The sequence below is a fragment of the Olleya sp. Hel_I_94 genome, from assembly GCF_007827365.1.
Taxonomy (GTDB): Bacteria; Bacteroidota; Bacteroidia; order Flavobacteriales; family Flavobacteriaceae; genus Olleya.
Window position 1 is genome coordinate 81,567 of record NZ_VISI01000002.1, and the last position, 12,877, is coordinate 94,443.

Here is a 12,877-nt window from a genome sequence, read left to right on the forward strand (position 1 = left end):
TTCTATTTATTAGTGTTTAAATATTGGTCTATTGTAAATGTAATTCATTCCCAATATTATTTTAATTCTTTCTTTAAAAATTTAGCTGTGTAGCTTTTTTTATGCTTAGCAACTACTTCTGGAGTACCTTCTACAATAACTTGTCCACCACCTTTTCCGCCTTCATATCCAATATCAATAATATGATCTACGGTTTTAATGACATCTAAATTATGTTCTATAATTAACACTGTGTTTCCTTTGTCTGCTAATTTGTTTAATACAATCATTAACACTCTAATATCTTCAAAATGGAGACCTGTAGTTGGTTCGTCTAATATATAAAAGGTATTACCAGTGTCGCGTTTACTTAACTCTGTAGCCAATTTTATACGTTGAGCTTCTCCACCAGATAGCGTTGTACTTTGTTGTCCCAAGGTAATGTAACCTAATCCAACATCTTTAATTGTTTTTAGTTTTTTATGAATTTTAGGAATGTTTTCAAAAAAGTCAACCCCTTCATTAATGGTCATGTCTAAAACATCACTTATGCTTTTTCCTTTATATCTAATCTCTAATGTTTCGCGATTAAAACGCTTACCTTGGCAAGTTTCACATTCGACATACACGTCAGGTAAAAAATTCATTTCAATAACACGTAAACCACCACCTTTACAGGTTTCGCAACGTCCTCCTGCAACATTAAAACTAAAACGTCCAGGTTTATAACCACGTATCATGGCTTCTGGTATTTTAGCAAAAAGGCTACGGATTTCGTCAAATGTTTTGGTGTAAGTTGCAGGATTACTTCTTGGTGTACGACCAATTGGTGATTGATTAATATCAATAACCTTATCTATATGCTCTAAACCTTTTATGCTTTTATAAGGCATTGGTTTTTTTACACCATTAAAATAATGTGCATTTAAAATAGGGTAGAGTGTCTCGTTAATTAAAGTAGATTTTCCGCTACCAGAGACACCTGTAACACCAATCATTTTAGCTAATGGAAATTTAACTGACACATTTTTTAAATTGTTTCCTGTACAGCCTTTAAGTTCTAAAAAGTGTCCATTTCCTTCGCGTCGTTTTTTTGGTATTTCAATTTCTCTATTACCATTTAAATATTCTGCAGTAAGTGTTTTTTCTTTTAATAGCTGCTTAGGTGTCCCTTGACTAATAATTTCTCCTCCATGTTTACCAGCTCTTGGACCAATATCTATAACATGGTCTGCACGCTCAATCATGTCTTTATCATGCTCTACAACAATAACAGAGTTACCAATATCACGTAAAGCTACTAAGCTATTAATTAGTTTTTCGTTATCACGTTGGTGTAACCCAATACTGGGTTCGTCTAATATATACAACACACCAACTAATTGTGATCCAATTTGCGTTGCTAATCTAATACGTTGTGCTTCTCCACCAGATAACGATTTAGAGCTTCGGTTTAAAGACAAGTAGTCCAAACCAACATCTAATAAAAACTGAAGTCTGGCACTAATTTCTTTTATAATTTCTTCAGCAATTTTGACTTGTTTTTCAGTCAAATACTGAGGTAATGTTTTAAACCATTTAGCTAATTCACTTATATCTTGATTAGCTAATTCGGCAATATTTTTACCATTTACTTTAAAATATAACGACTCTTTTTTTAGTCTAGCACCTTCACAAACAGGACATTCAATTTTGTCCATATAGTCTTTAGCCCATCGTTTTAGAGAGGTTGACTCAGCATTTTTGTATTGATTTTCAATAAAGTTAGCAACACCTTCAAAGTCTATTTTATAGTCTCTGGTTATGCCTAAGGTTTTACTTTCAACCGAAAATTTTTCATTACCACCAAACATAATAATTTGTTTAGCTTCTTGTGGTATTGATTTATATGGATCGCTTAATTTAAAATTATAGCGTTCTGCAATGGTTTCAAATTGTTTAAAAATCCAGCTCTTTTTTTCAGGACCATGAGGCGCCAAAGCACCTGTTTTTATGGATAACGTATCGTCTGGGACAATCTTTTTTTCGTTAACCTGATATAATGTTCCAATCCCATTACAATTATCGCAAGCACCTTTAGGCGAGTTAAACGAAAAATTATTAGGTTCTGGATTTGGGTAAGAAACACCAGAAGTTGGACACATTAAACTACGACTAAAATAGCGCGCTTCCTGTGTGTCTTGGTCAATAACCATCAACACATCATCACCATGATACATGGCTGTATTAATACTTTCGGTTAAACGTTTGTCATTATCAACACCATCATCAATTTTAAGTCTATCAATTACAATCTCAATATCATGGTTTTTGTAACGATCCAACTTCATACCTTTAACTAAATCCTTGATTTCGCCATCAGTACGCACTTTTACAAAGCCTTGTTTAGCAATTTGCTCAAATAACTCGCGATAATGTCCTTTTCTAGAACGCACCACAGGAGCTAAAATGTTTATACGCTTGCCTTTATAGCTTTCGGTAATTAATTCTTTAATCTGCTCATCACTGTAGCTTACCATTTTTTCGCCTGTATTATAGCTGTAAGCATCACTACCTCTAGCATATAAAAGACGTAAAAAATCATAAATCTCAGTAATAGTTCCAACCGTAGATCTTGGAGATTTACTAGTTGTTTTTTGCTCAATAGCGATTACAGGAGATAATCCATCAATTTTATCAACATCAGGACGCTCTAAACCACCTAAAAATTGTCTCGCGTAAGCAGAAAACGTTTCGATATAACGACGTTGTCCTTCAGCATAAATGGTGTCAAATGCTAATGACGATTTACCACTACCAGATAAACCAGTAATCACAACTAGTTTTTCGCGAGGAATGGTCACATCAATATTTTTAAGGTTATGCGCTCTGGCACCTTTAACCTCTATGTTTTCTTCAAAATTACTCATAGCATTTAAGTGTTTTTGCCCAGAAATAGACAAAGCTGTAAAGATACGCATTTTGTATTTCTTTTAGAAATAGTGTTTGTTAGGATTTTATTAATTATCACTATTTTTGAAATTATAAAAAAAACGATAATGGAAATATTAGGAATAGGCTCTAGAATTAACCATCCAGAACACGGAAAAGGAGTGGTAACTAACATTGATAGTAAACACTATTGGGTTACTTTTATTGAAAATGGGTTAGAAACCATTGCTTTAAATGATGATTTTGAAGTTATTGAAGCTGCAGAAAATGAGGTAGACACTATTAGTCTTTTTGATGTAGAAAGTAGCTTGGTTAGAATACTTAAAAAATATAGCGATGTCTCGGAAATTGTGCCAATTGGCGATAAGTGGAAAGGAGGTGTCTTAGAACTAAAACCAGCCGACAGTAACTTAAAAAGTAAAGTAATAAAAATTGAAGACTTTTTTCATAAAATCACTATGGTTAGAGATCGATTGAGAGTGATGGAACAAAAAGTTAACTCTAGTAATCTAGAACCATCAGAGAAAGTGGATATACAACAATATATAACCCGAATTTATGGAAGCTTAACCACTTTTAATGTGTTGTTTAAATCCAAAGAACAGCAATTTGTAGGTCAAAAAAGTAAGTAGTATAACTTGCTTTTAATTTTTGGTAGTTAGTAGTTATCCTTTTTAATATTAAACAATGGATAACTACTGCTTTTGTTATTTAGTGCCTTTTACGTCACCCATATCAAAACTAAAAAAGAATAATTGGTGGTTGGTTGGTAACTCTGCTTTAGACTCGGTTGTTTTCCAATCACTCCATGTGGCTTCCAAACCTCCAATAGGTAAAATATCAACCCACATTTTAAATTTTGTAGGCTTATAATTGTCATCTAAAATCCATAAATAAGAATCTCCAGGAGTAGAGCCTCCTTTAGAATAAGTCACCATTAAAGCATCTTTACCATTATGCTTAACAATGCTTCTAGACGTACCATGGTCAAATACTTTATAAGGTGCAACTAACCAAAAGGAATCGTTGTTAAAGTAGTTTATTGCTGTTTGGATTAGTGCTTCCTTCTCTTTAGTATTTATTTCTTGTTTGTTTATAAAAACTTGACTTATAGACGGATTGTTTAGGTCTAATATTACTTTGTTTTTTTTCCAATAGACTTCACAGCTATTCTCTTTTTTGTTCCATTTGTAGTGGTGTTTTTGGCTAAAGGTCCATTCTAAATTATTAGTAGCTTTGTAAGCGTCAGCGTTTAAGGATATTAGCATTTTATGTGCTAAAATATCAGCTTTTTCTGTTTGATTACCAATAGGTAAATCTTCGTTATATTTAAAGTAAACAATTCCAAAAAACAGCAAACTTGGTAATGTAAAAAAGATGATTACACCAGCTATTATTTTTAGTGCTTTTTTAAGTTTCATTATGTAAAAATTATATTGTTTTAATTTATTATACTGTTTAAAATCCAATAGCAGTGTCATCACCACGTTTATCTGCACCACCTTCTAATTGACCATTGTCTAAAACTAAGATACCATCTACTTTACCAATAACGTCAGCATTTTTTTCGGTAATGGAATAGCCTTTTTGTTGTAATTGAAGGACTAAATCTTTAGAGAAAGAGTTAGGTTCCATTCTAATTTGGTCAGGTAACCATTGATGATGAAACCTTGGTGCATTTACAGCTTCTTGCATGGTCATATCATATTCATGCACGTTTAAAATAGTCTGCATAACAGATGTTATTATTGTGGATCCTCCAGGAGTCCCTAAAGTCATATATAGTTTGTCGTTTTTTTCTACAATCGTTGGCGTCATGGAGCTTAACATACGTTTTTCTGGTAAGATACTATTAGCTTCAGCACCAATTAATCCATACACGTTAGGCGTTCCAGGTTTGCTGGAAAAATCATCCATCTCGTTATTAAAGAAAAAGCCTAATTTTGGACTATATAATTTTGAACCATAACCAGAATTTAAGGTGGTTGTCACAGCTATTGCATTACCAAATTGATCAACTATGGAGTAGTGCGTGGTCTCATCACTTTCAATAATATCAACTTTTCCATGAGAAATAGTGCTAGAAGGTGTTGCTTTGTCAAAGGTGAAGTCAGCCATTCTGTTTTTTAGGTAAGCATCACTTAACAATTGGTCATGAGGTATTGCAACAAAATCTGGATCACCTAAATAAAAACTACGGTCTGCGTACGCACGTCGCTCAGCTTCAGTAATAACCTGGATACTTTTAAGGCTATTGTGCCCAAATTCATCTAAATTAAAATCTTCAATTTGCTTTAATATTTGAGCTAAACAGATACCACCACTTGAAGGAGGTGACATGGATATAATATTTAAATTATCGTATTCAAATGTAATAGGTTTACGCCATATGGCTTGGTAACTTGATAAGTCGTCAACCGTAATTACGCCACCATTTGCTTGTATAAAGCTTGCTAATTTTTTAGCGGTTTTACCCTTATAAAATTCGTCACGACCATTTATCATTATGGCTTCAAGTGTTTTTGCTAAGTTTGGTTGTTTAATGGTGTCTTTAGCAATCCAATTTTTTGTAAATAATATTTCGCTTTTATTGACTGCTAAGAAAGCTTCTTTTTTTTCTTCTAATACAGCTTGATCTTTTTGTGAGACCACAAAACCACGATTTGCTAAATCAATGACAGGCTGCATAATGTCTTGTATAGGTAAAGAACCAAATTTTTCGTGCACTTCAAATAATCCTGCGATTGTGCCAGGAACTCCAACAGCAAGTCCACCTTGAGTACTTAGATTAGGGATAATATTTCCTAAACTGTCTAAATACATATTTTTGGTTGCTAGCTTTGGTGCCTTTTCGCGATAATCCAATGCGCCAATGCTACCATCCTCCAATCGATAAACCATAAAACCACCACCACCAATATTGCCTGCATAAGGGTAGCAAACAGCTAAGGCTAAATCTGTTGCTATCATAGCGTCAAAGACGTTTCCGCCTTGTTTTAAAATAGCAGTTCCAATTTTAGATGCTTCTTCTCGTGCAGAAACAACCATAGCCTGTTTGGTAATTAACCCACGTTTGTTATTGTTTTTGCAACTAAAAAAAGTAATACAAATTACAAAAAGTAATGCTAAATTTTTCATTGGTCCTTAGTTTGTAATGTCTCTAATGTTTGTTTGGTAAAAGTGATAAGCTCATCAAAAAAGCTAGTAAATTCTGTTTCAAATTCACTATAAAATTCTTCTAATTCATTGACAGCTAAATTCATTTTAGAACGGTTTTTAGTACGTCTATTCATGCCTTCCAATACTTTTGTTATTCCTTCAATGGACGCATAGCTTAGCAACCAATTGTCTGCTAAAAGGTGAGGCATCATTTTTTGAATTCGGGAAGGTAAGATTTCAAAATTATTTTCAAGCGTATCGTAAAAGTCATCCACATAGTCTGCTAAAGGCACGTCTGAGTATTTTGACCAGTTTTTTGCTAAATAGTGGTCGTATAAAATATCGACTATCACACCAGAATAATGTCCATAATTTTTGTGTAGTCGTTTGGTGCTTTTTCTTACTGTGGGATGTGCATCAGTAAAAGTGTCGATTTGTCTATGTAATAAAATGCCAATTTGGATGTCTTTTGGGTAGTCTTTATATTTTTTTCCTCTTATACCATCTGCTATAAAGTTACCAATGGTAATCATTTTGTCGTTTCCGGAAAGATAAATGTGTGCTAGAAAATTCATCTTATAAATATATGTATTTTTACCCTGTAAATTTTATAATTTGAAGCGATTACCCAATTTAGATGTATTACGGTTTGTATTAGCCACATTGGTTGTGTTTTTTCATTTACCACAATTATGTCGTAATCAAGGACTTCCGTACTTTTTGGATGCACCTATATTTAATCGAGGAGTGGAAGCAGTATATATGTTTTTTGTATTAAGTGGTTTTTTAATAATTAAAACTATTTATAGTAGTAAACAGCGCGATGCTTTTTCTATACGTAAATTTTACGTGCGTCGTGTATTACGGATATTTCCGTTGTATTATTTGGTTGTTATTTTTGGGTTTGTGTTTTATTGGATTATTCTTCCAAAATTAGAAATTCCGTATACAAATAATTACCCATTATGGGATGGTCTATTATTATCTACGTTTTTTTTACCAAATATTTTTGCCAAGCTTTACATGCCTGGTGGTATATTGGAGGTGTTGTGGTCTATTGGTATTGAGGAGCAATTTTATATTATAGTTGCTCCAGCTTTATTTTTGGTAAATAAAAATAGGGTTTTACAATTTTTAATAGGACTAACTGGTTTGTACTTTTTAATATTTCATTTAAGCCTTTTTAGTTTTCTTAAAAGTTTTAATATGGTATTTTTCTTTTTGTTTTTTGGCGGAATTGTAGCAGTTTTAGAAGAAAAAAAGCAGCTTCAGTTTTTTAAAAAGAATAAGATTTACCCAATAATAATAGTCGTTTTGGTATTGTTGTATTTTGTAACAGATATATTTCATTCAACAAACACTTATATATTTAACCTAATAACTATGGTGTTATTTGGGATGTTTATCCACACGATATCGCATAATAATCTAGGTGTTAACATTCAAAATAAAGCACTTAATTACTTGGGTCAAATATCTTATGGATTATATATGTTTCATGTAATCGCATTAAACGTTGTAGTTTTCTTATTTTTGAAGCTACAAATAGATACAATTTTTAATGACTGGTTAACAATAGTTTTAATTTATATGTTAACTTTTGCATTTACTTTTATAATGGCACATCTGTCTTATAAATATTTTGAAACCTATTTTTTAAAATTAAAAAACAAATTTAGAGAATGACACTTATAAAATCTATATCAGGAATTAGAGGGACAATTGGAGGATCAGTTGGTGATAATTTAACACCAATAGATGCAGTAAAATTTGCATCAGCTTATGGTACTTGGCTAAAACAACAACGCGACAAAACCGATTATAAAGTAGTTGTTGGTCGTGACGCACGTTTATCTGGAGACATGATTCAAAACTTGGTAATGAATACATTAGTAGGATTAGGTATTCAAGTTGTGGACTTAGGTTTATCAACAACACCAACAGTTGAGATTGCTGTGCCAATGGAACATGCAGATGGTGGGATAATATTGACTGCCAGTCATAATCCAAAACAATGGAATGCTTTAAAATTATTAAATGCTAAAGGTGAATTTTTAGATGGTGCAGAAGGACAGAAAATTTTAGAGATTGCAGAGTCTGATAGCATGACATTTGCTGAAGTTGATGATTTAGGAGCGATTACTAAAAATGATGCTTATATAGACATACATATTGATGAGGTTTTAGAATTGGAATATGTAAACCAAAAAGCAATAGAAAACGCAAATTTTAAAGTAGTTGTTGATGGTGTAAATAGTACAGGAGGAATTGCAATACCTTTATTGTTGGAGCGTTTAGGTGTTGAGGCAGTAAAATTATATTGTGATCCAACAGGTCATTTTCCGCATAATCCAGAACCTTTAAAAGAGCATTTAGGAGATTTATCTAACGAAGTTAAAAAGCATAATGCCGATTTTGGAATTGTTGTCGATCCAGATGTTGATCGCTTAGCTTTTATGGATGAAAATGGCGAAATGTTTGGCGAAGAGTACACTTTAGTTGCATGTGCTGACTGGGTTTTAAGTCAAAATCCAGGTAATACGGTAAGCAACATGAGCTCAACCAGAGCATTGCGTGATGTGACTGAAAAACATGGAGGTACATACGAGGCTTCTGCAGTTGGAGAGGTTAATGTAGTTACTTTAATGAAAAAAAATAACGCAGTTATTGGAGGAGAAGGTAATGGCGGAATTATATATCCAGAATCACATTATGGACGTGATGCATTAGTTGGTGTTGCTTTATTTTTAAGTTTGTTAGCCGAAAGAAAATTAAGTGTTAGTGAACTTAGAAAAACTTACACAAGCTATTTTATGAGTAAGAAAAAAATAGAATTAACGCCAACTTTGGATGTTGATGCTATTTTAAAAGCAATGGAAGATAAATACAGCAATGAAAATTTAACAACCATTGATGGTGTTAAAATAGACTTTGCAGAAAGTTGGGCACACTTACGAAAAAGTAACACAGAGCCCATAATTAGAATTTACACAGAAGCTAAAAGCCAAACAGAAGCAGATAGTCTAGCAGATAAAATTATTTCAGAAATCAAGGAAATTGCTAATATTTAGTATTTTTATTTAACAAGTAGTTAGTTATGCACATTACAAAAGCCCAAAGAACAGAGAAATCAGAATTAGAAGCTTATTTTTCTAAATTTAGACAGCATATTGTAGGTATAAATCAAGAGTTTGAATCGCCTTATGGATTACAAAAAATGGTCTATACAGATTGGACAGCTTCTGGACGTTTATATAGACCAATTGAAGATAAACTATTAAATCAATTTGGACCTTTTGTAGCCAATACACATACCGAAACTACTGTGTCTGGAACAGCTATGACAAACGCTTATCATAAAGCTAGGCAAATTATTAAAGGACACGTTAATACTAATGCAGACGACGTTTTAATTGTAGCAGGAAACGGAATGACAAGTGTAGTCAATAAGTTTCAGCGTATTTTAGGATTAAAAATTCCAGAAAACTTAAAAAGATTTACAACTATTCCTGACGAGATTCGTCCAGTGGTATTTGTAACACATATGGAGCATCACTCTAATCACACATCTTGGTTAGAAACTATGGCTAAAGTGGAGGTTATTCCTGCAGGAGAAGATGGGTTATTTAGTTTGAGTAATCTTGAAATATTATTAGAACAATATAAAGATTGTCCACTTAAAATAGCTTCAGTAATAGGAGGAAGTAATGTCACGGGAATTGAGACGCCTTACCATCAAATTGCAAAATTAATGCATAAAAATGGAGGTGTATGCTTTGTGGATTTTGCATGCTCTGCACCTTACGTAAATATTAATATGCATCCAGAAGATGAAGACGAAGCTTTAGATGCTATATTCTTTTCGCCTCACAAATTTTTAGGAGGTCCTGGTACTTCTGGTGTTTTAGTTTTTAATAAAAAACTATATAAAAATATGATACCTGATTGTCCAGGAGGAGGTACTGTTAGTTGGACAAATCCTTGGGGAGAACATAAATATATTGACAATATAGAAGATCGAGAAGATGGTGGTACTCCAGGTTTTTTACAAACTATAAAGACTGCTTTGGCCATAAAGTTAAAGGAGCAAATGGGAGTAAAAAATATGTTAGATAGAGAGCATGAGTTGCTAAACCAAGTATTTTCTAATTTGGATCATGTAGATAATATTAAAATATTAGCAGGAGATCAAAAAAAACGATTAGGAGTGGTTTCCTTTTATATTGATAATTTACATTTTAATTTAGGCGTAAAATTATTAAACGACAAATTCGGAATTCAAACACGTGGTGGTTGTAGTTGTGCAGGTACTTATGGTCATTATTTATTACATGTAGACCAAGAGCAATCACATAGTTTGGTTAATGAGATATCATTAGGTGATTTAATTCGTAAACCAGGTTGGATACGCATGTCAATACATCCAACAACAACCTGTAATGAAATAGATTATGTGTGCGAAAGTTTAATAGCTTTAGCAGAAAACCATGAAGAATGGGCTAAAGATTATGAATACAATAAAGCAAATAACGAGTTTATCCATAAAACGTTTGTGCCTAAAAACGATGTAAGAGTCAATGATTGGTTTCAGCTGTAATTAAAAAAACGAATTAGATTTACTAAAATTAATCAGTTTTTTGGATAAAAAAACACTCACAACTTTAAAAATTGTGAGTGTTTTTTTTATTTAAAATCCTCAGGAGTTTTATCACGATGTTTCCATCGTTTATGTGTCCATAAATAATATTGAGGAGCTTCGTGTATTTGCTTTTCTACTAATTTAAAAAAAGCATCAGTAATCTCGTAGTCTTTAAAGTCGTTTGGGGTTTCAGCTAGAGTTGTAAAAGTGGTTTGGTAATACCCTCTTTTAATTCGCTTTACAGCAAAATATACAACAGCCATATCTAATTGCTTAGCTAAAAGTTCGGCTCCTGTATGAGCAGGTACGTTAATACCCATAAATTCTAACCAATGGTGAGCTTTCCAAGGTTTTGGGCTTTGGTCAGATACAAAACCATTAATAGTTAATTCACCATTATTTTTAGCACGTAGTAAGGTGCTAAAGGTTTCTTTTGTGGTAATTAAATGAGAATTATATTTGGCTCTAATACGTTTAACTAGTTTGTCAAAATATTTATTTTCTAACTTTTTATATACTGCATAACCTTTGTGATTTACATGGTTTTGTAATATAAAAATCCATTCCCAACTTCCATAGTGTGCACACATTAACACAATACTTTTATTGGATTTACTGTATTGATTAACTTCTTCAATGTTAGGAAAAGTCATACGTTTCATCATTTGTTTTTCTGTAATAGTTAAAGACTTTATAGCCTCTACAACCATATCACATAGATGATGATAGAATTTTTTTCTTATGTCTTTAATTTCGTCCTCAGACTTATCAGGGAAAACTAGGTTTAAATTCTCTTTAACCGTTTTTTTTCTGTAGCCAATGATGTAATAGATTAAAAAATATAAACCATCAGAAAATGCATATAAAAGCCTAAACGGAAGTATAGAAATTAACCATAAAAAAGGATAAATTAAAATATAAGCTAATAATTGCATGAATACTTGTTAATTTTGCGAGAGCAAATATATGCTATATTTGATATAAAGTTAAACTAGACAATGGGTAATTTAAATTTAATAACTATAATAATAATTGCAGCTAATGTTATTATCTCTTACAAAGGGTTTGAAGATTATAGTTTTTTTGAAAAATATAAATTTAATGTTGGTGCTATAAAAAGAGGAGAACAGTTTAGGATATTTAGTTCTGGATTTTTACATGTTAATCCGCAGCATTTGTTGTTTAACATGATTACGCTTTATTTTTTTGCTTGGTTGGTCATTGCTAGGATTGGCGAAACTAAATTTATAATCATCTATTTAGTTAGTTTAGTAGCAGGAAGTTTACTGTCTTTGGTGTTTAATAAGGATAATTACCATTACAGTGCAGTTGGTGCTAGTGGAGCAGTAATGGGTGTTATTTATTCTGCTATTTTGTTTGATCCTTGGATGGAAATTAATTTTATAATTCCAGGTTGGGTTTTTGGTATAGGATATTTATTGTATTCTATTTACGGAATGAAAAAACAGATAGGTAACATTGGTCACGATGCCCATTTTGGAGGTGCTGTAGGAGGTTACGTGACAACGCTTATTATTGCGCCTTGGTTGTTACAAACGGACTTAACAATGGTGTTGGTTTTAGCCATACCAATTGTAGTATTATTTGTTATGCAAAAATTAGGTAAAATTTAGTTAGTTAAAATTTCTGCAATCTTATCCTCTAAAGCTTTTCCGCGTAAGTTTTTAGCAATAATTTTACCATCACCATCTAAAATGTATGTTGCAGGAATAGATCTTACACCATATGCTACAGCGATTGGTTCTTGCCATCCCTCTAAACTAGAGACGTGTTTCCAAGTTAATTGGTCTTGTGCAATTGCTTTTAACCAACGGTCTTCTTGTCCTTTTTTATCTAGAGATATTCCAACAATTTCTAAACCTTTGTCGTGGTATTGATTATACATTCTAACTACATTTGGGTTTTCACGTCTGCAAGGACCACACCAGCTAGCCCAAAAATCCAATACAATTACTTTAGCGTCAACATCATTTAAAGATAGGTCTTTGCCTTCAGGCGTTTTGGATGTAAATGTTGGAGCATAATCACCAATTTCGGTACCAAAAACAAGTGGTTTTGCAGGTTCTTGTTTACAAGAAAAACTTAATGTTGCAACTAGTAAAAGTAGTATGTATGGTTTCATGATTTAAATATTTCTTACAAATATAA

11 protein-coding genes are annotated in these 12,877 nt (G+C 32.4%); 5 read left to right on the forward strand and 6 right to left on the reverse strand.

Annotated features, from left to right (window positions below):
• Nucleotides 1-56: 56 nt before the first annotated feature.
• Nucleotides 57-2,888 (reverse strand): excinuclease ABC subunit UvrA, encoded by a 2,832-nt coding sequence (gene uvrA / locus JM82_RS03435; RefSeq protein WP_145006584.1) that lies wholly within the window; start codon nt 2,886-2,888, stop codon nt 57-59.
• 129 nt (nt 2,889-3,017) lie between these two features.
• Here uvrA and JM82_RS03440 point away from each other — a divergent pair, with 129 nt between their 5' ends.
• Nucleotides 3,018-3,542 (forward strand): hypothetical protein, encoded by a 525-nt coding sequence (locus JM82_RS03440; protein ID WP_145001261.1) that lies wholly within the window; start codon nt 3,018-3,020, stop codon nt 3,540-3,542.
• A 75-nt stretch (nt 3,543-3,617) separates the two neighbouring features.
• Here the strand turns inward: JM82_RS03440 and JM82_RS03445 are convergent, their stop codons facing one another.
• Genes JM82_RS03445 through JM82_RS03455 form a run of 3 tightly spaced genes read right to left on the reverse strand, consistent with a single transcriptional unit; the run spans nt 3,618 to nt 6,644 of the window.
• A complete protein-coding gene (locus JM82_RS03445; RefSeq protein ID WP_145001263.1) occupies nt 3,618-4,331 on the reverse strand; it encodes a hypothetical protein in 714 nt (237 codons plus the stop codon).
• Between the two features lie 37 nt (nt 4,332-4,368).
• Nucleotides 4,369-6,048: a gamma-glutamyltransferase gene (gene ggt / locus JM82_RS03450; RefSeq protein WP_145001265.1), complete on the reverse strand. Its 1,680-nt coding sequence runs from the start codon at nt 6,046-6,048 to the stop codon at nt 4,369-4,371.
• A complete protein-coding gene (locus JM82_RS03455; protein WP_145001267.1) occupies nt 6,045-6,644 on the reverse strand; it encodes an ACP phosphodiesterase in 600 nt (199 codons plus the stop codon). Before JM82_RS03455 ends, ggt begins: the two co-directional genes overlap by 4 nt.
• A 40-nt stretch (nt 6,645-6,684) precedes the next feature.
• On the opposite strand from JM82_RS03455, the gene JM82_RS03460 reads away from it, so the two are divergent.
• From JM82_RS03460 to JM82_RS03470, 3 genes are read left to right on the forward strand one after another with little or no spacing between them, the layout of a single operon-like run.
• A complete protein-coding gene (locus JM82_RS03460; RefSeq protein WP_186439173.1) occupies nt 6,685-7,755 on the forward strand; it encodes an acyltransferase family protein in 1,071 nt (356 codons plus the stop codon).
• The gene (gene glmM / locus JM82_RS03465; protein ID WP_145001271.1) at nt 7,752-9,140 is read left to right on the forward strand and encodes a phosphoglucosamine mutase; all 1,389 of its coding nucleotides are present in this window, start codon (nt 7,752-7,754) and stop codon (nt 9,138-9,140) included. Before JM82_RS03460 ends, glmM begins: the two co-directional genes overlap by 4 nt.
• Nucleotides 9,141-9,166: 26 nt before the next feature.
• On the forward strand, nt 9,167-10,666 hold the full coding sequence (locus JM82_RS03470; RefSeq protein WP_145001273.1) for an aminotransferase class V-fold PLP-dependent enzyme: 1,500 nt from the start codon (nt 9,167-9,169) through the stop codon (nt 10,664-10,666).
• An 86-nt stretch (nt 10,667-10,752) separates the two neighbouring features.
• On the opposite strand, the gene JM82_RS03475 is transcribed toward JM82_RS03470, so the two are convergent.
• Nucleotides 10,753-11,643, reverse strand: a complete 891-nt coding sequence (locus JM82_RS03475) for a lysophospholipid acyltransferase family protein (RefSeq protein ID WP_145001275.1) — start codon at nt 11,641-11,643, stop codon at nt 10,753-10,755.
• Between the two features lie 63 nt (nt 11,644-11,706).
• Here JM82_RS03475 and JM82_RS03480 point away from each other — a divergent pair, with 63 nt between their 5' ends.
• Complete coding sequence (locus tag JM82_RS03480) at nt 11,707-12,342, forward strand: rhomboid family intramembrane serine protease (protein ID WP_145001277.1); 636 nt, start codon at nt 11,707-11,709, stop codon at nt 12,340-12,342.
• On the opposite strand, the gene JM82_RS03485 is transcribed toward JM82_RS03480, so the two are convergent.
• Nucleotides 12,339-12,851 (reverse strand): peroxiredoxin family protein, encoded by a 513-nt coding sequence (locus JM82_RS03485; protein WP_145001279.1) that lies wholly within the window; start codon nt 12,849-12,851, stop codon nt 12,339-12,341. The two genes, JM82_RS03480 and JM82_RS03485, sit on opposite strands and share 4 nt — an antisense overlap.
• Nucleotides 12,852-12,877 lie beyond the last annotated feature (26 nt).